The organism is Methanolapillus africanus (assembly GCF_032714475.1).
GTDB classification, from domain to species: Archaea; Halobacteriota; Methanosarcinia; order Methanosarcinales; family Methanosarcinaceae; genus Methanolapillus; species Methanolapillus africanus.
This window is the reverse complement of record NZ_JAWDKD010000019.1, coordinates 21,062-45,286: the sequence shown is the minus strand read 5'-3', so window position 1 is coordinate 45,286 and position 24,225 is coordinate 21,062. Positions and strand designations below refer to the sequence as shown.

At 44.4% G+C, this 24,225-nt stretch carries 24 protein-coding genes; 1 reads left to right on the top strand and 23 read right to left on the bottom strand.

Annotated elements, in window-relative coordinates; genetic code table 11:
- Positions 1-639: 639 nt before the first annotated feature.
- The 12 genes from MsAg5_RS06480 to MsAg5_RS06425 all read right to left on the bottom strand — a co-directional run bounded on the left by MsAg5_RS06480 (position 640) and on the right by MsAg5_RS06425 (position 11,519).
- The gene (locus MsAg5_RS06480; protein WP_338099818.1) at positions 640-1,041 is read right to left on the bottom strand and encodes a hypothetical protein; all 402 of its coding nucleotides are present in this window, start codon (positions 1,039-1,041) and stop codon (positions 640-642) included.
- 61 nt (positions 1,042-1,102) lie between these two features.
- Entirely contained in the window at positions 1,103-1,801 is a 699-nt protein-coding gene (locus tag MsAg5_RS06475; protein WP_338099817.1) for a hypothetical protein, read from the bottom strand.
- A gap of 359 nt (positions 1,802-2,160) precedes the next feature.
- Positions 2,161-2,802: a V-type ATP synthase subunit D gene (locus MsAg5_RS06470; protein ID WP_338099816.1), complete on the bottom strand. Its 642-nt coding sequence runs from the start codon at positions 2,800-2,802 to the stop codon at positions 2,161-2,163.
- Positions 2,803-2,817: 15 nt separating this feature from the next.
- The gene (locus MsAg5_RS06465; RefSeq protein ID WP_338099815.1) at positions 2,818-4,188 is read right to left on the bottom strand and encodes a V-type ATP synthase subunit B; all 1,371 of its coding nucleotides are present in this window, start codon (positions 4,186-4,188) and stop codon (positions 2,818-2,820) included.
- Position 4,189: 1 nt separating this feature from the next.
- Positions 4,190-5,932, bottom strand: coding sequence for an ATP synthase subunit A (locus tag MsAg5_RS06460; RefSeq protein WP_338099814.1), 1,743 nt, complete (start codon positions 5,930-5,932; stop codon positions 4,190-4,192).
- On the bottom strand, positions 5,923-6,225 hold the full coding sequence (locus tag MsAg5_RS06455; RefSeq protein ID WP_338099813.1) for a V-type ATP synthase subunit F: 303 nt from the start codon (positions 6,223-6,225) through the stop codon (positions 5,923-5,925). The genes MsAg5_RS06460 and MsAg5_RS06455 overlap by 10 nt, the downstream gene beginning before the upstream one ends.
- Positions 6,225-7,388, bottom strand: a complete 1,164-nt coding sequence (gene ahaC, locus MsAg5_RS06450) for an ATP synthase A1 subunit C (protein ID WP_338099812.1) — start codon at positions 7,386-7,388, stop codon at positions 6,225-6,227. Before ahaC ends, MsAg5_RS06455 begins: the two co-directional genes overlap by 1 nt.
- Positions 7,389-7,393: 5 nt before the next feature.
- The gene (locus MsAg5_RS06445; protein WP_338099811.1) at positions 7,394-7,945 is read right to left on the bottom strand and encodes a V-type ATP synthase subunit E; all 552 of its coding nucleotides are present in this window, start codon (positions 7,943-7,945) and stop codon (positions 7,394-7,396) included.
- A 54-nt stretch (positions 7,946-7,999) separates the two neighbouring features.
- Positions 8,000-8,212, bottom strand: coding sequence for a V-type ATP synthase subunit K (locus tag MsAg5_RS06440; RefSeq protein ID WP_338099810.1), 213 nt, complete (start codon positions 8,210-8,212; stop codon positions 8,000-8,002).
- A gap of 4 nt (positions 8,213-8,216) precedes the next feature.
- On the bottom strand, positions 8,217-10,196 hold the full coding sequence (locus tag MsAg5_RS06435) for a V-type ATP synthase subunit I (protein ID WP_338099809.1): 1,980 nt from the start codon (positions 10,194-10,196) through the stop codon (positions 8,217-8,219).
- The gene (locus MsAg5_RS06430) at positions 10,193-10,519 is read right to left on the bottom strand and encodes an ATP synthase archaeal subunit H (protein WP_338099808.1); all 327 of its coding nucleotides are present in this window, start codon (positions 10,517-10,519) and stop codon (positions 10,193-10,195) included. Before MsAg5_RS06430 ends, MsAg5_RS06435 begins: the two co-directional genes overlap by 4 nt.
- 481 nt (positions 10,520-11,000) lie before the next feature.
- On the bottom strand, positions 11,001-11,519 hold the full coding sequence (locus MsAg5_RS06425; RefSeq protein WP_338099807.1) for a hypothetical protein: 519 nt from the start codon (positions 11,517-11,519) through the stop codon (positions 11,001-11,003).
- 17 nt (positions 11,520-11,536) lie between these two features.
- On the opposite strand from MsAg5_RS06425, the gene MsAg5_RS06420 reads away from it, so the two are divergent.
- Positions 11,537-11,743: a hypothetical protein gene (locus tag MsAg5_RS06420; RefSeq protein ID WP_338099806.1), complete on the top strand. Its 207-nt coding sequence runs from the start codon at positions 11,537-11,539 to the stop codon at positions 11,741-11,743.
- A 163-nt stretch (positions 11,744-11,906) separates the two neighbouring features.
- On the opposite strand, the gene MsAg5_RS06415 is transcribed toward MsAg5_RS06420, so the two are convergent.
- From MsAg5_RS06415 to iorA, 11 genes are all read right to left on the bottom strand, one after another.
- Positions 11,907-12,254 (bottom strand): hypothetical protein, encoded by a 348-nt coding sequence (locus MsAg5_RS06415; RefSeq protein ID WP_338099805.1) that lies wholly within the window; start codon positions 12,252-12,254, stop codon positions 11,907-11,909.
- A gap of 17 nt (positions 12,255-12,271) precedes the next feature.
- Positions 12,272-12,619, bottom strand: coding sequence for a hypothetical protein (locus tag MsAg5_RS06410; protein ID WP_338099804.1), 348 nt, complete (start codon positions 12,617-12,619; stop codon positions 12,272-12,274).
- A gap of 34 nt (positions 12,620-12,653) precedes the next feature.
- Positions 12,654-13,799, bottom strand: coding sequence for a hypothetical protein (locus MsAg5_RS06405; protein ID WP_338099803.1), 1,146 nt, complete (start codon positions 13,797-13,799; stop codon positions 12,654-12,656).
- Between the two features lie 477 nt (positions 13,800-14,276).
- Positions 14,277-14,786: an RNA-binding domain-containing protein gene (locus MsAg5_RS06400; RefSeq protein ID WP_338099802.1), complete on the bottom strand. Its 510-nt coding sequence runs from the start codon at positions 14,784-14,786 to the stop codon at positions 14,277-14,279.
- Between the two features lie 9 nt (positions 14,787-14,795).
- A complete protein-coding gene (locus MsAg5_RS06395; protein WP_338099801.1) occupies positions 14,796-15,374 on the bottom strand; it encodes an AAA family ATPase in 579 nt (192 codons plus the stop codon).
- A gap of 128 nt (positions 15,375-15,502) precedes the next feature.
- Positions 15,503-16,435, bottom strand: a complete 933-nt coding sequence (locus tag MsAg5_RS06390; protein ID WP_338099800.1) for a hypothetical protein — start codon at positions 16,433-16,435, stop codon at positions 15,503-15,505.
- A 326-nt stretch (positions 16,436-16,761) separates the two neighbouring features.
- Positions 16,762-17,562, bottom strand: a complete 801-nt coding sequence (locus tag MsAg5_RS06385) for a helix-turn-helix transcriptional regulator (protein ID WP_338099799.1) — start codon at positions 17,560-17,562, stop codon at positions 16,762-16,764.
- Positions 17,552-19,435: a sensor histidine kinase gene (locus MsAg5_RS06380; RefSeq protein WP_338099798.1), complete on the bottom strand. Its 1,884-nt coding sequence runs from the start codon at positions 19,433-19,435 to the stop codon at positions 17,552-17,554. The genes MsAg5_RS06385 and MsAg5_RS06380 overlap by 11 nt, the downstream gene beginning before the upstream one ends.
- Before the next feature lie 497 nt (positions 19,436-19,932).
- Complete coding sequence (locus MsAg5_RS06375; RefSeq protein WP_338099797.1) at positions 19,933-21,291, bottom strand: GLUG motif-containing protein; 1,359 nt, start codon at positions 21,289-21,291, stop codon at positions 19,933-19,935.
- Positions 21,292-21,568: 277 nt separating this feature from the next.
- Positions 21,569-22,210 (bottom strand): indolepyruvate oxidoreductase subunit beta, encoded by a 642-nt coding sequence (locus MsAg5_RS06370; protein ID WP_338099796.1) that lies wholly within the window; start codon positions 22,208-22,210, stop codon positions 21,569-21,571.
- Positions 22,207-24,072 (bottom strand): indolepyruvate ferredoxin oxidoreductase subunit alpha, encoded by a 1,866-nt coding sequence (gene iorA / locus MsAg5_RS06365; protein ID WP_420847001.1) that lies wholly within the window; start codon positions 24,070-24,072, stop codon positions 22,207-22,209. Before iorA ends, MsAg5_RS06370 begins: the two co-directional genes overlap by 4 nt.
- Between the last annotated feature and the right edge of the window lie 153 nt (positions 24,073-24,225).

Here is a 24,225-nt window from a genome sequence, read left to right as displayed (position 1 = left end):
TTATTTCCTCCATCGAAAAAAATTAATTGACAAAGTTATAAAAAAATGATTGACTGAAAAACAGTCAATCAACTGAAATACCAATTAATCATTGAAGAAATATCGAAAGACGTTATAAAAAATAATCCTCTTGCAATTGGATATAAAATTAAAACGCATTGGAAAATGAAATATCCAATTTTTATGGCTGTTTTTTAAAAAAATAGAATAAAATAAAAATCTCAAAAAACAAAATTCAAAAAAGAAAAAAAGATAAAGAATCCGAGGATTCCTTATTTTTTGGCCTCAGCCGCTTTTTTTTTTAATCTTTTTCAAACGGAAATGCTTTCGCGTTCCGTTTCCCGGAGGGCGCAAACGGATGAACTTGACCTGTTCCCGGAATTCCGGAAATCGTTTCTTAATTCAAACACAATTACAACAATTATATTTAAAAATATTTTTCAAATTATGACCCAAAAATTATTTACTGTTTTTAGAATTATTTCCGGCAGCAACCGCTTTTTTGATAATGAAATATAACGCGCCAAATATCAAAATTGTAACGAAAGTCAACACCAGTAAAATTAACAGTTCTGTAATCATTTTACAACCTCAACGTTTTTAATAAAAATTAATTGATAATATTGTAAAAATATAATTTTATTCTTTGCCTTGTACCTTGCCAATAACTTTATCAGCATACAATGCAGAAAAAACAAAAATGGCACCTAAGATCAAAGAAAGTATATTGTTAATCCACATGTTGACAATAATCATGTTTGTATCCATTTGATTGAAGTAATTCATTTTCCATAAATAAAACCAAATAACCATATAAATAAATAAAAAAATCAAATCAACTATAAGAGCCGGTTTCCAATTTTTGGGTTTTTCTTTAATAATACACATTCCAAAGAAAAAAACTGCAAAAAATGCAATTATCCCCGAAAACGTGACCAAACTTTCTGTCATATACGACTTATAAATTCCAAAACTTATTATAAACAGTAATAAAATACAAAATATACCTAAAACAAAATATATTTTTTTTAAAAAAGCCATAATAACACTTCCAAAAATTAAAATGATTGACTGAAAAACAGTCAATCAACTGAAATACCAATTAATCATTGAAGAAATATCTAACCTGTCCGATCGTAATAAAAGCACCTGCCCCAGGAAGTCCTGTAGTCATATATGTTAAAGCCAAATATGGGATGCTTATATCTAAACTATCATCTGAATTTTTAGCAACCAGATAGTATAATCCGATACATGCACCAAGAATGGCAACAAGAGGACCAAGTACCTGTCCCACGCCGGGAACGAGCATAGTAATTGCAGCTCCGGCCGCACCCAAAATATAAGCACTGCCCTCAAATGCCAACTCAGCATCGTCTGGCGAAAAATAAACATGGACTCCGCCTGTTACAGAATTTCCATATGTTTCAGCATAACTACCATCGCCAAAGCTTCCAGAAGCTAAAGCGGAAATTCCATTTACAGAAGCAATTTCATTGGAAATACCACTTGATAACATTTCTTCATCTGTTACTGTCGCAAAATATACTCTATTCGGATTATTAGGATCCCTCCATGCAACACTGTATGCAGTAACTCCATCTTCTGAAGTAAAACGAACAACTTTTTCATTTGAAGTTTCCATTATTGTTTCTGAATTATCCATTAAATATTCAAATTCTTCTTTCAAAATTTCCTCTCTTTCACTGTCAGCTTGTGCATTTATTGCCGGAATAAATACCATACCAAATACCAATATCATTAACAATAAAGATATTGATTTAATTAATTTGTTTTTCATTTTATTTCCTCTTTAACATTTTTGTTTTTCAATACATTTATGTATCAGGAAATCAAAGAAGAGAATGAATTCTTGTCAACAAGAAGATTCACTCACCTCTAAACATCAGTTGTCAACAATGGAACTGTTGACAACTGAAGGTGGGTTTTACTTTTAATGACCCACATTTCCAATTATAAAATGAGAAGGACGTTATAAAAAATAATCCTCTTGCAATTGGATATAAAATTAAAGCACATTGGAAAATGAAATATCCAATTTTTATGGCTGTTTTTTAAAAAAATAGAATAAAATAAAAATCTCAAAAAACAAAAGAAAAAAAAGAAAGAAAAAAAGATAAAGAATTCAAAAAGAATTCCTTACTTTTTGGCTTCAGCCGCTTTCTTTTGTTTAATCTTTTTCAAACTGGACATGCTTTCGCGTTCCATTTCCTCAAGGCGCAAACGGATGAACTTGACCTGTTCCTGGAATTCCGGAATCACCTTAAATTCAAGCGCGTTCACACGGCGCTTGGTCTTTTCGATGTCTTCGAGAAGTCTTTTCATGGTTGTTTCAAGTTCGGCGGCGACGATAATCTTTTCCACGAGAACTTCGTAGGCGTCGGCCACTTCATCAATGTATGTGTCGGTTCCGATCAGACCGTAGCCGCGTTCATGGAGCGGTTTTTTAACACCGCTGCCGTGAATTTTCGGAACGACAACACCCATGATGTTTGTGCTTTTGAGTTCAATGGTCGGGACAGCATCGACGGCGAAAGACGCGGATTTGAGCGTGAAGGAACCGTCTACGGCGCTCGCTAAGTTCGATTTTTGAACGGCGAATTCGTAAGCGGCGTCTAACTCTTCCCGGACGCCTCGCGCTTGATTCAGAATCTTGAAGAATTCAAGAATCAAACCGTCCCGTTTCATTTTGAGCAACTTGTACCCGTTTTGGGAAAGCTTGATTTTCTTCTGAACGTCCTGAAGTTCAGAACGCGTCGGCTTTACATCTTGGACTGCCATTGAACATCACCCAAATTATTTTTTCGGATAATATTTGTCAATGTATTTGTTGTCAATTCTGTGCAAATACTGAGTCGGAAGGCTACCCAAGATATCCCAGCCGACCTGGAGCGTGTCTTCGATGGTTCTGTTTTCAACACGGCCTTGGCGGACAAATTTGTCCTCGAAAAGGTCGGCGAATTCCAAAATCTTTTTGTCGCGTTCAGAGAGAGCTTCTTTTCCGACGATGGCCACGAGACCACGGAGGTCACGGCCTTCGGCGTAACCGGCATAAAGCTGGTCAGAAACCGCCTTGTGGTCTTCTCTGGTCTTGCCGTTTCCGATACCGAGGTTCATCAAACGGGACAAGGACGGAAGAACGTTAATGGGCGGATAGATACCCTTTCTGTGCAGTTCTCTGGAAACCACGATCTGGCCTTCGGTGATGTAACCGGACAAGTCAGGAATCGGGTGGGTAATGTCGTCGCCCGGCATCGTCAGGATCGGAATCTGAGTAACGGATCCTTTGTTTCCTTTGATAACGCCGGCGCGTTCGTAGATACCGGCCAGGTCAGTGTACATGTAACCGGGGTAACCACGGCGGGCCGGAACTTCTTCACGGGCCGCACCCATCTGGCGGAGCGCTTCACAATAGTTTGTGACGTCCGTCAAGATAACGAGAACGTGCATGTTGTGTTCATAAGCCAAGTATTCAGCAGCGGTGAGCGCCATTTTCGGGGTGATCAAACGCTCGACGGCCGGGTCGTCCGCAAGGTTCAAGAAAACGACAGCGCGCTCAAGAGCGCCGGTCTTTTCAAAGTCCTGCATGGCGAACTGGGCTTCTTCGTTGGTGATACCCATCGCAGCGAACACCACGGCGAACTTCTCTTCAGAACCCGGCACTTTGGCCTGTCTCGCAATCTGGAGCGCAATGTCCATGTGCGGAAGACCGGAAGCCGAGAAAATCGGAAGTTTCTGACCGCGAACGAGGGTGTTTGTACCGTCGATGGTGGAGATACCGGTTTGAATGAATTCACTCGGCTGTGCGCGAGAATACGGGTTCATCGCAGCGCCGTGAATGTCCATCATTTTTTCCGGAATGATTTGCGGACCGCCGTCTCTGGGCTGTCCGGAACCGGATAAAATACGGCCGAGCAAGTCGATCGATGCCGCGAGTTTCAACGTTTCGCCGCTGAAAATCACACTGCATTCGCTGTTCAGACCGCCCGTTCCTTCATAAACCTGAACGACCACAGTATCTTCGGAGGTATCCAAAACTTCTCCTCTTTTGACGGAACCGTCAGCCAATTTGATGTTCACGAATTCACCGTAGCCGACCGGCTCTGTTTTCTCAACGAAAATCAAGGGGCCTGCCACTTGCGTGATTGTCTTGTATTCTTTGACCATTTTAATAACCTCCGCCAATGTTTGCGAATTCGGTTTCCATCTTGCTCATCACTTGAGTCAGCAATTCGTCAAAGTTCTCTTCGTACTTGACTTTCGCAAGTTCGGATTTGGATTCCATGTTGATGAGATCCTTCACCATCGCGCCGTCGGCCAAGTGTTTCTGAGCCGTGTCGCCGTAGTACATAATGCTCTTGAGGAGCTTGTACTGGTGATCAAAGGAACAGTACGTGTCGACCGGGTGGAACGAGTTCTGCTGAAGGAAGATTTCACGAACCATACGGGCGGTTTCAAGAGTCACCTGTTGGGATTCCGGAAGCGCGTCCGATCCGACCAACTGAACGATTTCCAAAAGTTCGGATTCGACTTGGAGAATACCCATCGCTTTGTCGCGGAGGTCGTTCCAGTCAGGCGCCACGTTTTCCGTGTACCACGGGTTTAACGTGTCCATGTAAAGAGAGTAACTGTTGAGCCAGTTAATGGCCGGGAAGTGTCTCTTCTGAGACAGCTTGGAGTCCAGAGCCCAGAACACTTTCACAATACGGAGCGTGTTTTGAGTGACCGGTTCGGAGAAGTCGCCGCCGGCCGGAGAAACGGCACCAATAACGGTAATAGATCCGACTTTGTTACAAAGCGACTCGGCAACGCCGGCGCGCTCGTAGAATTCGGCGAGACGGGCGGACAAGTAAGCCGGGTAACCTTCTTCACCGGGCATTTCTTCGAGACGAGAGGAAATTTCTCTCATGGCTTCGGCCCATCTTGAGGTGGAGTCGGCCATCAAGGAAACGTCGTATCCCATGTCACGGAAGTATTCGGCAATCGTGATGCCCGTGTAAACGGAAGCTTCACGAGCGGCCACCGGCATGTTGGACGTGTTGGCAATCAAAACCGTACGTTCCATGAGCGGGCGTCCGGTTTGCGGGTCTTCGAGTTCCGGGAACTCGTTCAAAACTTCCGCCATTTCGTTGCCGCGTTCACCGCAACCGATGTAAACCACAATGTTCGCGTCACTCCATTTTGCAAGCTGCTGCTGGGTAACGGTCTTTCCGGAACCGAACGGACCCGGAATGGCTGCTGTACCGCCTTTGGCGACCGGGAACAAAGCGTCAAGAACACGCTGTCCGGTAATCAAGGGTGTTTTCGGAGCCATCTTTTTCTGGACGGGTCTGGGCATTCTGACCGGCCACTTGTGGGCCATTTTGAGTTCCGTGCCGTCTTTCAACTTACCGATCACATCAACGACGGTAAAGTTGCCGCTTTTGATTTCAGCGATTTCGCCGCCGGCCGTGTTGGACGGAATCATGACGCGGTGTTCGATATTGGCGGTTTCCTGAACGGTACCGATAATGTCGCCCGGCTTCACAATGTCGCCTTTTTTGACGGTGGCTTTAAATTCCCAGATTCTGTCATGGCTTAAACCGTCTGCAGAAACGCCTCTGTGAATGAAATTTCCCATTTCTTCTTTGAGAACGCTGAGCGGTCTTTGAATACCATCATAGATACTTTCGAGCAATCCCGGTCCAAGTTCAACCGAGAGGGGGAGACCCGTGTTTTCCACAGGCTCGCCCGGCTTCACACCGGACGTGTCCTCATAAACCTGAACGATGGACTTGTTTCCAACGATTTTAATGACTTCGCCCATGAGACCTTCATGACCGACTTTAACCACGTCATACATTTTCGTGTTTAAGTCGACAACGGTAACCACGGGACCCGCCACTCGATAAATTTTACCTTTTACTTCCACAGATCAACACCTACCGCCTGTTTGATTTTATCCCTTAAATTTGTCGAACCTGCGCCGGAACCGCCCAAAGCAACAACAGTGGGCTGAACGGAATCATTCAACATGGCTTTTAAAGAGTCCGGCAGTTTTAAAATATCATCATTGTGCATCACCAAGATGCCGACATCCTTGTCTTCAAGGACAGTTCTGACGGCGACGTCGATGGTGACATTTTCGGTATCATAGATTTTCCGGATACCGGCAAGCCGAAATCCCGTCACGAAATCACTGTTTCCAACAACCGATATTTCCATCAGAGAATCACCAACTGGTCCTTAATTAAATCATTATCCATACCGACCGACTTTCCGCGAACGATGATTCTCAAATTGCGAACCTCGTTGGATTTGTAAATAATGTATTCTAAAATCGGAATAATGGAGATGATGTTCCGACGCGAATACGAGGTCACTTTTGTCAGGTTGTACCGCAAAAGTTTGGTTTCGACATCCGTTAAGGAAACAGATTGAATGGCCTTGTTGTCAAGAGCCGGTCCGATCGCGTCCCAATACGGTGATTTTCGAAGAGCCTCAATAAAGTCGTCATAACACAATTTTTCTAATTTTTCGGCATCTAAGTCAAGTCCGTGAGGAATCAACAAAGAGGAGACATCCTCAATCAAACAGACATTGCTTGATGCGTCGCCCGATGCTCCGATGTCGTATTTTTTGACACGGAGAAGCAGCATTAAGTTTTGAATATCAATTTCTCGCCGAACAAACTGGTCAAACTGCTTCCGGTCTGCCGATCCGGGGTAACCGATCGCCTCAAAGAGGTTTTCGTAGTAGAATTTGTCCAATTCGTTTTCGATTTCCTGAAGGTTATCGCCGTTGTATTTGCTTAAAATCGGCGCGTAAATCGAATCGCTAAAGGCTGCCAAGATTTCATCCATGGATTTGGACACAAGGTTGGACAACAACGTGTATCTCAGCATACCGCCTGTCACCAGGGATTCTAAGATTTGTTCGTCGGCAATGTTGTGTTTCTTTCCGCGGAGAATGGTTTTAATATCGTCGATGTCGAAAACCCGAAGATATTCTTGAACAAGCTCGTGCGGTTCGCCTTCTGTGATTCTTAAGATTTTTTGAAATGAAACAGCCATGTTTCTGTTCAGGGCGTGTTCGATCAGATTGACGCCTTTATACTCTCTTGAGAGGTCATCGATATCTTGCTTGTACTCGGATTCTCCGATTTTCCGGGTGATTTCATCCAGACTCATGTTGAGGAGTCTCGGATACATATCGCGCGGCATGAGTTTGACACGCATGGCACGGATACGCGTCACCGCGTACGGATAATTGGACGAGCCTTTTCCAATGGACGGAAGACGCGTTGGAATGTATTTGGCCATACTGTCCGGAAGTTTTTTCTGGACTTTTCCGGCCCACTCCTGAATCTTTTGCGAACTCTGACCCATCGAAATCACCCGTTGAGAATGTCGGAGATCGATTTCAAGGAACGGTCATAAACTGTTTTGAGAATTAAGTCATATGTAAAATCCAAGCGAACGGTGCCGTCTTTGTTTTCAATAACAATGCCGCCGACACAGTCGATGTTTCCGCCGTATTCCAATTTGGAATTCTTTTGGACGAGTTCCGCAGATTTTTCATTTGAATAAATCTTGTGACCGCCTTTCTCATGGTTTTTAATCAGCGTTTTGAGATATTTTTCGTTCTCGCTTGCAGGCAAATTTTCGATCTTGTCAAGGGCTTGATCATAAACTTGATCCAAAAGAGCTTTGCGCTTGTTTAAAACAATGCGTTTCACCTCTAAATTGGCGCTTGATAATACCTGTTGGCGCTGTTGTTCGAGTTTCTCTTCAACCTCTAAAAGACGGGACCCCAGTGCTTCTTTGGAAGCCTGACGGGCTTCTCCGATGATTTGGAGAGACGCGGCATCCGCTTCCTCGCCAATCCGTCGGACATCTGCTTTGGCGCCCTCAGTAATATCATTTAATACGATTTCCAGTCCCATGCTAACACCTTTAAAAAATTAAGAGCGGATGATTCCGCCCTTAAGTTTTCGATTTTAGATCAAAATTGCAACGACAAGTCCGAAGATGACGATTGTTTCAGGAAGAACGGTCAAAACGAGTGCTTTACCGAAAAGGCTTTCGTTTTCGACCATGGCGCCGATTGCAGCGGTACCGATGACTTTTTCGCCCCAGGCTGTTGCGAGACCGGTGCCGACGATTGCGATTGCTTGTGCTAATGCTTGAACAGATTCTGTTGTAAGTTCCATAAAATTATTCCTCCGTAGTAGTCGTATATTTCTTAATGTGTCCAAAAGGTTTGTAAATTTTTCCGCCGCCCGAGTAGAATTTGCCGAATAATTCGACATACTGCAATCTGAGTGCGTGTAAGCCGGGGGCGATAATACTCAAAACGCAGTTTAAAGAGTGCCCAAGGATAAAGATCAGTAAAGATACAATAACCAAAAGGCTGAAACCTTCAGTCGGGGACCAAATAAGCCCGCCGAAAGCGATATTATTCACAGTCGATGCAATGTAGATGGAAGAAAGACCCACCGCAATAATACGAGTGTAGGACATGATGTTTCCGAGAAGACCCGGAAGTTCGATCGGTCCTTTGATGCCTTCTCCTTTGAAGAGCATATACACGCCGATAACTGTGACAATCGCAAAAACGCCAACCAGCAGATATGAATTTAACAAAAGATATGCTGCGGCTGCGGCGATGACGCCAATCTCAATAACAATCCAGCTGATTTTTTCGTAGACGGCGTGTTTGGTGCCGTGCTGACTTTTAACATCGAAGAATCCGACGATGAAACCGAAGTTCAAATGTAAAAATCCGAAAGTGGCTGTTGCGATCAACATCGTCATAATCATGTGTGTTCTGTGAATCGGGAACATGAAGGGTTCGCCCGGAACCAACGCGAAATTGGAAATGTAAGTTTCCCATCCCGGAATCAGGCCCGGCGTGTACACGCCATGCGATTCATATCCCGCAAGCGGGAATCCCATGAACTCGCCATAGATAATGCCGAAAATTAACGCTGAGATTTGACAATAAATAAGTACGTACATCAATGGTTTGATACTGTCTGATTTCATGAATTTAAGTATCAGGAACGCAACCGTCATCAAAATAAGGGCGTATCCGATGTCCCCGAGAATCATACCGTAGATGAGCGGGAACGAGATGGCCAAGATTGACGAAGGATCGATTTCGGTGTATTTCGGCCTGGAATAAAGGTCGGTGACCGTTTCCATGGGTTTGGCCATTTTCTTGTTTTCATACGCGACCGGAATCTTTGCAATCTCTTTTTCGTCATGCAAGTGGAGTTCTTCGGTGGTGATGTAAACGCCGTTATCGGTTTTTGCCGCGACTTCTTTGACGAACAGGTCAAAGTCGTCGGTCGGGACATAGCCTTCCAATACAAAAGCGTGATCAGACGTGGCAATTCTTAAAGGCAGTTCTGATTTCTCGCTCAAAATGCTCAGGAATTCATCGCTGGCAAGGATGAAGTTACCGTATTTTTGATTGAGTTCTGAAACTGTTGCAGATAAAGCTTCAAGTTGTGCGTGTATGCTTGATTTTTCGGCGTCGAGCTCTTGGAATAAAGCGGACGGCTTACCGGTTTTGTCCGGCGCTTTGGTTTCTCTGTACCCCATGTCGGCCAGAAGTGCTGCCACTTCTTTTTCGTGCGTTTTGGAGACAAATAAAACAAAGAACTTGGAACCGGGCTCGTTGTGGAGCTCGTAAGCGTCGGTGATTTCCAAAAGTTTGGACTCGTTCAGCGAGGAAACGGTGCCTGAGAAAACAGCCAGATTGTTGTATCCGCGGTAATTTTGCAGATCCATGTCGAGTCCCAAAAACGGTAAAAGTTCCTTTTCTGCGGATTCGATTTCTTTCACTCGGGTGTCGAGTTTGGACATTTTTTCAGTGTTTTCGTTGATTTCCGCATCGATTTGATCCAGTTTTTGGTCAAGTTCGCTTTCCACGACCGACGTTTTCATCGGAACGGTGTCGGCATTTGGCTTGACGTTTAAAACATTGGAAATGGAGCGGACTTTCACGAGTTTTCGGGAGACTTCTTCTCCGTACTCAACCGGAACGCCGATTGTAAAATCAGAGTCGTCGCCTTCAACGAAATCTTCAACGTGGAGCACGTCAAGATCGTGTAAAACATCAATCGTTGGCTGAAGATATTTTTTGTGACCGGCTAAAATGCACTTGGTCATTCGTTTCGGGTAACTCATACGCGTATCTCCCTTTCAAACTCCTCGAGTAAAAATGAAACAGCTTTTGGAATATTTGATTGGGATTTCACAGCTACAGCTTCAGCTTCACGAAGCCCTTCGTTGATAATTTCAGCGCGTTTGGATTCGAGCTCTTGCTCTCCTTCTCTTTGAGCGGCCTGTGCGGCTTTGACGGATTCTTCTTCTCCGTCCTCAACGATTTGGCGAGCTTCGGCGCGGGCCTTAGCGAGTTTTCTGTTCTTATCTTCGAGAGCGTCGCTGGTCGCTTTTTTTGCATCTTCTTCTGCCCTTTTAATTTCAGATAAGATTTCATTGTTAGCCATGCGAATACCGTCTCTTGTGTTTTAAAAAAATGACTTTAAATTATCATTAATATCAATCGTCTCATATTATATTGAAACATTCATGATAATTAACGGTAATTTAAATTTAAGGGTAACTAGACAATAATTACCCCATATATAAGCACATTGGTTATACTTTTTGACGATTTTTCAACCCTTTTTGAAGCTGTGTTTTGTCCCGTTTTTCCTCGTTTCTCATGATTGTTCATGATTATGAGGGCACGCATAAAAACAGCAGACAGAGAAAGATTTTATCAAAAAATCATCAAAATGACAAAACGAATAAAGATTATCTCTGTTATATAAGTTTTGGAGAAGAGAGCGTTTTGAAAAAATCGATACCAGAAGAATGAACCTAAAAAGTCGTTCATATGGATTCATGACATATTTGATTTTTGAAAATTTTATAAAATTTATTGGATTTAAAATGTATAGAAATATTAGATTCTTCCGGATAGGATCAGAAAAAATCTAAAAAGAATAAATTTGCCGTTTCGCCGGCCCAATTGATGTACTTTCCGTTCTCTTTGGAATCATATTTTGCAAAAGGATACACCAAACCGTAATGATTCGGACCCAATTCATTCGCATAACCGGAATCCTCTTCCACATAAACCAAATATTTTTCCCCAAGTTCATAATCTTCCGGACCGCACCCTTCGACATGCCTCCAAGTAAAATCGCCGACAGTTCCCCCGCCGGCGCGTAGAAGAATGTATTTCGGAACGTTTTCCCCTTTGTAAACCTCGTTGACTTCGAGAACAAGATCAGCATAAATAAACTCGCTGTTGTTGGTCATCATCGACATGAATTCTTCCGTTTCGCCGTTTTCGTTCACGGATTCATAAATTTGAATTCCTTTGGGAAGCGCCGCGTCCGGCGTACTCCACCGTGCCGGCATTTTTTCTTTGACGGTGACAACAGCGATAATATCGGCATTGGCTTTCATTTGCCGGTTTGACATGGCAATGAGCGACACATTCGGCCCGAGAGTCGTTGGCAGCCAACCATGTTTTGACAAAATATCAGATCCGGAATTCGGCGCATCGTTTGGATAAAAGGAGAGATATTTCTCAAGATGAGATTCGTACGGAACAGCCGGATCCGTACCGGCAAAAAGATCACGGGACGGATCAAATGTGGATTCAGACGGCGCGGACGCCGGAAGATGAAAAGTATCGTAAACAATATAACCGACACTGAAAAGTAAAAGGGATATAAAAATGACAAAGAAAATAACATGAATTGTTTGTGTTTTTTCCGTAAATTCACCTTCTACTCATTTTTAAATTTTCAAAATTGGTTGATGATTTTAAGAAACGATTTAATAAGATATTTACTTTGTCAATTTTTATAATTTAATGGCTTATTTTAAACCGTCATATTTGTATCCGGCTGCAACAGAAATGGCGACGCCGACCATAAATATTCCGAAAAACACATACTCAAGCGTCCGTGGTAAAAACGGATTCAAAAGCAGCAAAGCATAGGAATAGGCGCCCATCGTTAAAAGAAACAGATTCAATGATTCGGGAAATTTATGTCCGTCGATCAGAACCAAACGAATGAAAAGCGGACCCAAAATGTAAAACACACTCAAAGATGAAAAGGCGTTATAATCCGTATAATAACTTAAACAAGCCAGATAAGCAATATTGATCAGGCTGAAAACAAAATAAAAAATATTGATGTTTGTTTTTTGTTCCGGTGTCATGATAAAAACTCCTAAAATTACCAGCCCAACATTTTAAATTTTTTCCGATACCAGCCTTCATATATCGTAAAAACGGTCAAATAAATTAAACAAAGCAAACCAACAGCAAGTTGAAAATCCGGATACCAATCAGAACCCATGAAATAGAAAACAACCACACCCATAGACAAAGCGATGGTCCCACATTTCCACAAGATAGAGACGTTTTTTCTGCAAAGAATAGCCGGCAATAAAAATAAAGGAATCATCAGAAAAGCCGAGTCTTGACCGATTCCTAAATAGACGTCGTAGTAGAGGAAAATTAAAATGAACAAAATTAAGAAAACGGAAAGGATAATAGTATAATCTTTTTGTTCCGGCGTCATAGAAATCACCTGCTGTTCAGAAAAAATGAAATAATTATTTCAAAAGATAAGAACCGCCATACATAATTTCATAAGTCCCGTTCTTGTCGATCAAATACAACAAATACCGGTCGCCCGTTTTAAAGTCCCAAGCCGTCGGCGTTTGAAGGTCATTTGTGAAAGACAAATCTTTCCCGTTGTAATTGCCGGCATAAACGCTGACATTGACGTCTCCGCTTTCTTGTCCTTTGACAGAATCCTCAATCGTAAACACAACATTTGATTTGAGTAACGCATCGAAGTCCGTTTTTTCCGTCATTGAAACGTTTGACGCTTCTTCCTTGACAACGCCGTAAAAGACCAAATCGGAATTTGTAATCAACCCGGAAGCGACATGAGACGCTGCTGTGTATGGTGGTATGACCGGTCCGCACGAAATAATGCCGTCAAAACCATCACTGTTGTTTGCAGCAACCGGTTTTGGAACAAAAGAAATCTTTGAAACGGCCAACAGCCCGCTTTCCGGAACATTGGATATTCCCCCGGAAAGGAATTGCCGGATAATTTCATTGTTGGGATTCAACCCGTATGCTGTCGGATTCATCCGGTCGTACCGGACAAGTTGTTCATAAGGCCGAACTTCCAACATTCCGTTCGGCAAAGACTGGTACAATTCTTCAAAAGTCACCGGTTCATCCAACGCGTTAACCCACGGATCGGATTGGCGGTTAATTTGACCCATCGGCGTCATGATCAGATAATGATCCGGACCGATTTTTTTTGTAATCCCCGGATCTTCAATCAAAAAGAAAACAAAATTGTCGCCCCATTTGTATTCTTCGTTGTAAAAGTGGTTATCAAAAATCCGGACGGTAACAAAATCAGATATATTGTCGCCGCCTTGGTAACATTCATTCACAAGAACGGTGAGGTCGGTATAGGCGTTGCCGTCCGAAATGTAATCTTGGTAAAAGATGTTGCCTTTCAACCCCGTTTGAGCCAAAACCGGTTCACCGACATCAATGACGACGCCGGACAAAACCACGTCGCTTTTGTTGCTGAGTTCGGCATAAGAATAATCCGAATAATCAAAATAGATCGATACTGTCACACATTTCTGAGATTGGTAATAGCCAATCCCGGCAACAGCGAAGAGTAAAATGCACAAAATGACAGCTGCAAGGATGTAGGTTTTTTTCATGGCAACCACTTCAAATTAAAAATGGTCTGAGGAAATAAATATATTTTGAATATTGGAAGTGATATAAAATATCAATATTGACGGAACAGCCCCATTCCGAATGTTATCCCGCAAGTTCGGACCTCTGAACACCGCAGGCGTGAAGAGGGCGGAACTTGGCGGATTTCGATAAAATGAGATGAAGTTGGCAGAACAGCTGCTCAGTTCCATACTTTTAGAAACTGTGTTGCACCTGCAGGTGACTATTTTTAGATGACAGATTGCACTTTCAGTTTACAATTTCAGATTGTACCTGTTCGCGATATCCGTAAAATACAGATGCTTCGCATCTGATTTTACGGGATGGTTTGCCCGACATCTCCAAAAATGATACCCTAATTTTTGAGACACAAAAATAAAAATGCACGCCATAACGCGCGCGCCGACCGCCGCTCAAAAAAGAAAAAAGATGATGAAGAAGAGAAAAAAGAAGAAAAATTACAATTCTTCCGCTTTCAATTCAAAAAGAGCCACGCCGTCCTTGGTCGGCGGCGCCAGCCAGTCGACAATTCTCAAAAGAGCGTCCATGGATTCCGCTTTAATTTCAATTTCGATTGATCCGAGGGGTTCCTCGTCGGCCGGGAAATTCAAGCGTTTCACATAAGCCACTTGCTTGTTCAAAAAAACATGAATTTCGGATTCCGATTCCACCACGCCGTTCAAAAGGGCGGTTTTGGTCGTGTCGATGATTTCTTCTTTTCGAATCAAATAGTGAACGCCGGACAACAATTCGGTGCCGCCGGAAACCATAAGCGCACGGTTCGGAATTTGGCCGTTTAAGTCGATGCAGACGACGTCGGCGTCGGCGACCAAACTGTCCGAATTCGGGCGGCCGTAATTGATCAAATTCAAAAGAGCACGTTTGACTTTGTCGGGGTTTTCCGTCGGGAAAACAGGCGCCGAAAACGTCACGTTATATTTGGAAGAGGAAGCGGTTTTAAAATCCATGAAAACACCTCATTGCTGACATTTTTTGTCTTCGGCAATCATTTCGTCAAACAATTGCCGGATATTTTTTTGGTAGGCGGCCAGCGTCGACGTGTTCTCAATGACGCGGTCGGACGCGGCAATCGCCTCGCCCATGCCCCAGCCGATTTCGCGGGCGTCGCGCTCTTTGAGCTTGTCGATGGAATCCATATCGTCCTCGCGTTTTCGGACAACAATCCGGTCAAAGCGTTCTTCCACCGGCGAGTCGATCGCAATCGACACCAGCATAAAACCGTCGCCCAAATGTTCTTTGAAGTAATCGACTTCCGCAATGCCGCGGACGCCGTCGATGACCAGGACGTTGGAACGGTTGGTTTTCATTTTTTCGAGAATCATCGCCATGCAGCGTTTGGCAATGGCGTCCATGCCTTCTGTTTCCCGAAGTTCGGTCGCGATTTTGCCGCCGTCGGCCGGGTCGGCTCCCCGAAGTTCCACTTCACGGCGGATGACGTCGCCCATTGTCACAACCGGGATGCCCATTCCCCGCGCGACGTTTGACGCCTCCGATTTTCCTGACGCCGGCATGCCGACGAATGCAATAATTTTCAAAAAAATTCTCCTCTGAATGATGAATAATTTTAATTTTAATTTTAATTTCAATTCCGGCCGAAATAAATCCGGTACGGAATCACTTATTGATTTTGTTTTCAATAATCGTTCATCCGTATTATAGATATTCATGCTTTTGACCGGATTTTGGAAACCACGCGTTTGTACAGGCCAAAGACAAGCGACACAAAAGCCATGTAAACAAAAGCGGCGGTAAAGAACGAAATGCTTCGAACGGTCGTGGAGACGACGTCTATGATTTCAGGAGGCAACGGCTTAAAATAAAGGAAAAGAACGTCGGCGGTCAAAGCCTCAAACACAAACATCAGCACAAAGCTGCCGAGCGTAATCAGAAAGAGAGAGACCGGCGAATAAGCGATTTTTCGAGAATCAACGCGGTCTTTCCAAAAGAAAAGCTTGTAAAAAACAAGCGTCGAAATGATGCTCATGAAGAGAAACTCGACAAGTAAAAGAGTCAAAACCCTGAAATTTAAATCCGGATCGAAATCAGGAACAACATACCCGTACCAATAAATAAAAACAAAAAGCATGACCAGATACATTGAAAAAGTCACAACGGCTTTTTTATGAAACGTCTCCGTCCGGGCGCGGTTTTCCTGATAGACCAAAAATAAATTGACCAGTGAGTAGTAAAGAAAGATCAAAAACAAGCCGGATAAAACCGGACCCGGACCTGACAGAATCAAGTCATGAAGACCGGTCATCAGCAAAAAGGAATAGATGAAGACATAAAAAATCGAAAAAGCGATCCCGTGAAGGAAAACATTTCCGGGGTAACGGAAGAGTTTGCGGAAAGCGAAATACATAATGCCGACGCCGATAAAAATCATCAGGATGTTTAAAAGCGGACCCAAAGACTCAATCGTCGAATTGACCGTCAAAGATCCGTCGTGCAAAAAATAAAAGAGGAACAAATAAACCGGCACAATCGAGATCAATACGTAGAAAACAAGCAAAGCTAAAAGATCTAAAACCGAAACTTTCAAGTCATGAGACCGACGCTTGGAATTTTCGACTTTGCCGAGAGATTGATTCGTCATTGTAACGCCTCCTTTAATTGATATTAAATAGATTTATAAATTAATAATTACCAAAAAATAAAAAATCCTATTGTATATATATTTTATTATAAAATATTATGAATGATAATTCTGAACTCGGACAGACGAAAAAATTGCAGAAGAAATGAAATTAAAAAATAACAAAAATAACAAAAATGACAAAGAGAAAAAATGATAAAAGTAAAAAAATGAGAATATAAAAGAAATGACAAACAGAAAGAAATGACAAACAAAAAGAAATGACAAACAAAAACGATTCAAAAATATGGCGGAAAAAATTTCCGCCGACAGATAAAATCGAGGTTTTAGGGTTTTAAAAGGTCTTCCAATTTCATTTCCGTGGACCGTTCCAAATAATATTGGAACAAGTCTTCCCCCCACCGCATGGACGACGCGTCAAAACTCATCATTGAGTGGTTGTGGTAAATGCCGTTGTTGTTGAAAAGGGAAAACGAAAAGAAGTGGTCGGTCACAACGCTGGACGCCATTTCGATCGGCGCGTCGTAGACATAAAACTTCGCATTCGGGCGGGATAAATATTCTTCCAGAAGGAACGGGTAATCGCTGCTGAACCGGTTAAAAACGGATAGCGGGATGATGATGGAAATCTCAACGCCTTTTCGGGCCAATTCCAAATAAGTGGAGTGGTACGTCGGACTGAAAAAGGACGAAACTTCCCGGATCCGCGTGGATTTGAACAAATTTTCCTCAAACTTAATCGGCAATTCGTACAGGCGGTGAAGCTCGGGCTCGACCAGAACACAATTTTTGAGCTCGTCCATCCGGTCTAAAAGACACGCGGGAATGGCGGAAAGGTTGTGGTCACTCCAATAGTCTTTGTTTTCTGAATAGATGTCCAGCATATTGAGAAGCGGCAGCATTTTTTGAACGATCACGCCGCCCATGACGGTCAACGAATAAAGGTTATCGGCATAAACGATCAGCCCTTGGTCCATCAAAATTTTCATTTGAGTCATCAGCGCGCTCGTGTTGACATTCAAGGCAATTTTGATGTCTTCGATGTCCTTGGGACCCGACAGCAAAAAAATCAAAACGTTTTTCCGTTTCTCCGACAAGAAAAGAGTTCCGATCAGCTCAGTTGTCATTTAATTCCTCCGAACAGTCAAGACAGTTTTGAGTTTCACATTCAGATCCGCACCCGCGCCGACGTTCGCGGCCGCATTCGCGTTTGTATACACGTTCACAATCACGTTCACATTCACATTCGCGTTCATACTCGCATCCGTATCCGTATTCATTATTTTTGTCAAATTCATTTTCGCACTCGCCGACCATTTCCGTGCCGGATTCTTTCAACACCGGCAGGCGGACGACAAAATAAGCGCCGGATTGGCGGGCTTTCGCCAAAATTTCACCTTGGTGCGCCAGAATAATATTTTTCGCCACATAGAGACCGGATTCGACGCCTTCCAAGTGGGTTGAATAGGACCGGTTGGAATCAATAAACGTAATGCTCTGGAACAGATAAGGAATTTCAGGATCGCTGATCGGTTTTCCGGTATCCGCCACCGTAATTTCAATCATATTGCCGTCGTCGGACAACGAAACTTTCAGAGAAATTTCGCCGCCTTGCGGCGTGTTGACGCAGGCGTTTTCAATCAGCGTCGTGAAGACGACCAGCAGCCGTTCCGAATCGCCGATGATGGCCGGAAGATGTTCCGGGAATTTTTTTCGGAAACAGATGCCTTTGTCTTCGATCAGCAAAATTGTGTTGAGACTGACATGTTCAAACAAAGATTTGAGATCGATGCGCTCAATGCGGTAATTGAGCATGCCGCTGCGTTCCATACTCAGATAAAGAATGGAATCAACCAAGTGTTTCACGCGGTTGGCTAAGATCAGTCCCTGCTCGATCACGCTTTGCTGTTGTTCGTAGGACAAAAGAATAAATTCCTCCGCCAGGAGGTTTTTGTATTTGTAAACGTTGTGCTTGTCCGCAATTTCCACGGATTTGTGAACGTCTTCCAAGAATTCCCGCGACATCATCGACATGGTGCGCAGTTTCGCGTAGTGGTCCGAGAGTTCTTGAGACCGTTTTTGAAGCGCTTCTTCAAGCCGTTTTTTCTGAATCAGTTCCCAAAGCCCTTGCATGAGAAGCGTCAGATGCATGACGTCGCTGTCGTTGTAATCGGTGTCTTTATTGCCGACGCCGACGACGATGACGACGCGCCCGCCGTCCAAAATCGGAACGTGCATGTAGCGGTGAAGCGTCACGTGTCCTTTGGGATATCCTTTTTTGAGCGGATTGGACGTGGTGTAGTCGTTTAAAATCAACGGCTGGCGCGTCCGGACGGCTTCGCCCCAAAGTCCGGTATCGTGCAGCGGATAAACGTACGGGCGGTTATTTTCATCAATGGAACACTCGCGGACGGATGTTTTGGACCAGGAGTGCATAATCAAAGCCGTTTCGTCGGGCGTCGGAAACGCCAGATAACCGACCCGGCTTTTGGACAGCCGGACCGCTTCTTCCCGGACAAAGTCCACGATTTCCTGAAGCGGCGACGCGCTCATCTTTTTCAGCGTGAGCAAAACTTCCTGGCGCGCGAGACTCAGCGCCGTGTCTTCTTCCGCTTTTTTTTGTTCCGTCACGTCAAAGACAAGGCCCTGATAATGCGTGATTTTCCCCGATTCGTTGCGTCCGATGATGGTGCGTTGTTCCACCCAGCGGACGGATCCGAATTTGGTGTAAATGCGGTACGTAATCGTGAATCCAAATAAGTCTGTTGCCATCGAATATTTTTCAAAACTGCGGCGGACGCCTGCAAGATCGTCCAAATAGATGATGTTTTCGTAATTGTAGTGGTAGTCCGAAAACTCTTCCGCCGGATAACCGAGCTGAATGACGTTTTTAGAAATATATTCCACCGGAAGACCCGGTTCAGCCCGGAACCGGAAAACGATCACCGGACTGCTGTTTAAAATAAACTCCAATTCATTTTCAATATCGGAATCTGTCATATTCACACACCTTTTTTTACAAACGGAATGGAAAATGACTTCAAGGTTAATAAATTGTAAGGGTGATAAAATTGAAGGGGCGGCGGCTCGCAGGAGGCGGGCGCGTGCGTTATCGCGGCACATTTTCGTTCAGTGCCTTTGAAAACAGGAGTGGTTTTTTGAAGATTTCAATGAATTCGATGTCTAATTTATTTAAAATATCATGAAACTGCCCCGAAAATTCGAACGCGTTTCGCGTTTGAATTTCTCGGAGACCGATAAGAAATTGGAAATCATATCAGTGGATGCAATCCGTACAGTCAGCTGCAGGTACAAACTGTAAAATAACGAACAGTAGATTCAAATTGAAAAACGAACAACTGTAAGATGAAAATTGCAAAATGAACAACAACAGGCGCGAACAGCAAATTAAAAAAAAGACGCAAACTGAAAAACAGAACAGCCGGTCATAAAATATAAAAAAATAATTCTTTGCGTTCACGCAAAGAATTATCGAATTAAGCGGCTGAAACTTGCCAATAGAAAACCGGGTAAACCCATTCTTCCGTGTCTGTTGTTTTAAATTTAAAGCCGGATTCGGGCATTTTCCAAACGGTGTCCGGATAAGACGGATTTGTGCTGTCCACTGTTCCGTCAAAGAATTTCCAGCCGATATCGGTGTACGTTGTCTGAACGACAAAGTCCGCGTCCGGTTTTCCGGTTCCGTCTAAGTTGGTACCGTCTGCAGGCGGAATATTTGGAGTTGTATTATTTTTAAGCACCAGGGTTTCAGATGCCAAATTTGAATCGGCCGTGACAGCCCCCGCCAATGCGCCAATGATGCGTTGCGGGAAATTCTGATTGCTGACGGCGTTGATGAGCGGCATTAAAGCAACATTTGATGAAACGTTTTGATCGATTGTAAAAACATTACCGGCAATACCGCCAAGTTTAATCCGCCCGGTTACGTTTCCTGTGGCGTAGCAGTTCGAAATCTCTCCGTTGGTGACTCTTCCGGCAATGCCGCCGATTTCCTCACCGTCCGGGGCAGTTAAAGAACCTGAGACGTTACAAATTGTATAACAATTCCGAATAGTTCCGGAATTAGATCCATATCCAACGCCCCCGGCAATTCCGCCGACATGTGAGGTTCCTGTAACATTTCCGGTCACATAACAATTCACAACGGTCCCATCCACACGGCCTGCAACGGCGCCGGTCGTATTGGACGTGGCGTCGATATTCACATCAATCAAAGCAACGTTTTTAACAGTACCACTGCTGCCGACAACGCCGAACAATCCGTTATTTTCATTCGCGTCCTGAACCGTCGTCAATCCGGTGATCACATAACCGTTCCCGTTAAATGTTCCGTTAAAATATCCGGTTGATGAGTTTCGGCCAAGCGGAACCCAAACTTTGCCGGTCATGTCAATATCATCAACAAGACGGTATTTTTTGGATAGACTGTCACTGGTTTCGCCGACTGCTTTTAATTGTTCGAAATTTTCAATATCGATATAATCATCAATGTCATCCATCGGCGGTTTTGTCGGATCAGGATCCAATTCCGGATCCGGTTCAGGTTCCTGATTATTGCCGCTCGGACGTCCGCCGGTTGACGGCGTGACGATAACCGGCGGAAGCGGCTCAGCGGCCGGTGTGATGGGCGTCGATGACGGTTCGGATGTTGAGCCGGACGTGTCAATGGCAAATCCCATGCCGGTTGAATTTGTCATATTTGTTTCATTTTGGTTGATTATGGGTCCGTCGTCATTCATGACGTTGACAACATAAACAAATAAAAGAGCGAGGAGAAGTAAAAGAAGAAGAGCGATAAGAATCTTCTTTTTATTATTTTTCGAATCTGAAACCATTATGTGATCATTCCATTATTATATATCCCATATAATAGAAACTATTTCGAATAAGGAATCTATTCTATAAATATGTATTTGAGTATAATTTTGATATCGTTTCCGCTTGCATAAAATAAGGTTTCTTTATTCAAAATCAAGCAGAAATTTATGATAAAGTAATTCAATTGGTGGAAATATCGGATCAAAAAAAGAGAAGAAAAGATAAAAAAATAAGAAAGAGAGAAAGAAAAAAGAAAAAAGAAAAATAAAGGAAAAAGGAAAAGAAAACCAGAGTTTATTGCTTTCCTTTCTCTTTGCCCAGGTCAAACGCTTTCAGATTCACGTCCAAAAACTTGGGCGGAACCAACGCTTGAATGCAATCTTTAAACGTTTTTTCCTGAATCGGAATGAAATTGGACGCGGCGCCGATCATGACGACGTTGGCCGCCTGCCGGTTTCCGGCCGCTTTCGCGACGTCCGTCGCGTTAAACGGAATCACTTTGAAATGCGCCGACAGTTTTTCGGCGAGTTCAGAAACAGCCGGATAAGCGGCTTTCCCGGTCGTCACCGTAAACGGCAGAACCGTTTCCGTGTTCATGAGGATGACGCCGCCTTTTTTCATCAAATGCGCGTAACGGACGGCTTCAATCGGTTCCAAGGCAATCATTAGGTCGGCGCTTTTTTGAGGAATCAATGAACCGTAAGCGCTGCCGATCCGGACGTGGTTTTCCACCGAACCGCCGCGCTGGGCCATGCCGTGGGTTTCCGCGGCCTGAACGGCCATGCCTTCCATAACGGCGGCGCGTCCCAAAATATCGGACGCCAGAATCGCACCCTGGCCGCCGACGCCGCAAATCACGACATCGTATTTGACGTCGGTTTTGCCGTCGTTGGGAACCATCCCGAAACATTGAATTTTGTTGTCGACCGGAATCATTCTTTCACCTCCAAAATGGCGTGGAACGGACATATTTGCGCGCAGACGCCGCAGCCGATACACTGAGAATTAATAAACGCAACGGCTTCTTTCGTATTGAATTCCGTTGCCGGACAGCCGAATGAAATACATTTTTTACAGCCGCGGCAAAGTTCTTTGGAAACGGCGTACGGCTTTCGTTTGACGCCTTCTTTGCGGGCCACGATTGCACAGGCTTGTTTCACAATGACGACGGCGGTGCCTTCAAAGGCTTTGGCTTCACGGAAAGCGGTTTTCATTTCTTCATAATTGTAAGCGTCAACAACGCGGACAAATTTCGTGCCGACCGCAATGCAAATCGCTTCAAGGGACACGGCAACCGTTTCTTCGCCGGTGGCGGTCATGCCGACATTCGGGTTCGGCTGGTGCCCGGTCATGGCGGTAATCCGGTTGTCTAAAATCGCCACCGTGATATTGGATTTGTTGTAAACGGCGTTCATGAGCGAATTCACGCCGGTGTGCAGGAACGTGGAATCGCCGATCGTACAGCAAATTCCTTTTTTTTCGCCGGCGGCGGACATGCCGGACGACATGCTGATGCTGGCGCCCATACAAATTGTGGTGTCGACGGCGCCGCTGTGAATTCCCAATGTGTAGCAGCCGATGTCGCTCGGGAAAACGGCGTTTTTGCCGAACACGTCTTTAATCACTTGGAAAGCCGAGCGGTGGGAACAGCCGACGCACAAAGCCGGCGGCCGCGGCGGCAAAACGATTTCCGCCAAATCTTTCGGAACCAAACCGGCATTCGGCACGGTCACCGTTGCTGTCAGTTCAGAATCCATCTGTGCCAAAACACTCGGATTGCATTCGTCCTTAAAAACGGCAAGGACAGCGTTTCTGCAAATATCAAAATTCAGTTCGTTCATGCGCGGCACCGGGTCTTTGCCGATGATTTGCGTTTTAATTTTGTCTTTGTGTTTTTCCGCAATGATCCGGACGTTGTTTTCCACAATCGGTTCCAGTTCTTCAACAATCAGAACTTTGTCGCAGTGGGAAAGCATGTCCAGAACCAATTTTTCCGGAATGGGATAAGCCGTAATTTTCAAAAAGGACGCGTTGACGCCCAAATAGTGAAGCGCTTCTTTGGCGTAAACGGACGCGATGCCGGAAGCGATCACACCGATTTTAGAGTTGCCGCACAATTCCAAGGTGTTCCAGGGCGAATTTTCCAATTCTTTTTCCATGGCCGCGTAGCGTTCCAAAATCACTTTATGCCGGGCTTTCGCGTTGTTCGGCATCATGACCCAATGCGCCGGATCTTTGGTGAAATCGGCTGTGTGGGCGTTTGGTTGGATTTCGCCGAGAACGACGCCGGACTTTCCGTGACTGATTCTCGTCGTCGGCCGGAACAGAACCGGCGTTTCGAACTTTTCCGAAAATTCAAACGCATACGGAATCATGTCTTTGGCGTCCTGGATGGTCGCCGGGTCAAAGCAGGGAATTTGCGCAAATTCGGCGTAACGGCGCGTGTCCTGTTCGTTTTGAGACGAATGGAAAGACGGGTCGTCGGCCGATATGATAATCATGCCGCCTTTGACGCCGGAATAAGCCACCGTCATCAGCGGGTCGGCGCCGACGTTGAGCCCGACATGTTTCATGGTCACAAGCGAGCGGACGCCTGTGAAAGCCGCGCCGATCGCAACCTCGACCGCCACTTTTTCGTTCACGGACCATTCGACGTAAAAGTCGCGGTCCTTTTGTTCGCGTAAAATATCGATGATTTCGGAAGACGGGGTTCCGGGGTATCCGGACACGACGCCGACGCCTCCTTCCCGAACGCCGCGCGCAATGGCGGCGTTTCCGAGCATATATTCTTTGGTCATCAAAAAACTCCGATTTGATTTGTAAATTTAAAAATATAAATTTGATGATTAATCAAGATGAAAGATATAGTAGGATTGAATTTGTTTTTAAAATGATTTTGGTTCCAAAATGAATATATTTGGAACTGTTGCCGGGTTGTTGCGGACGGCGGC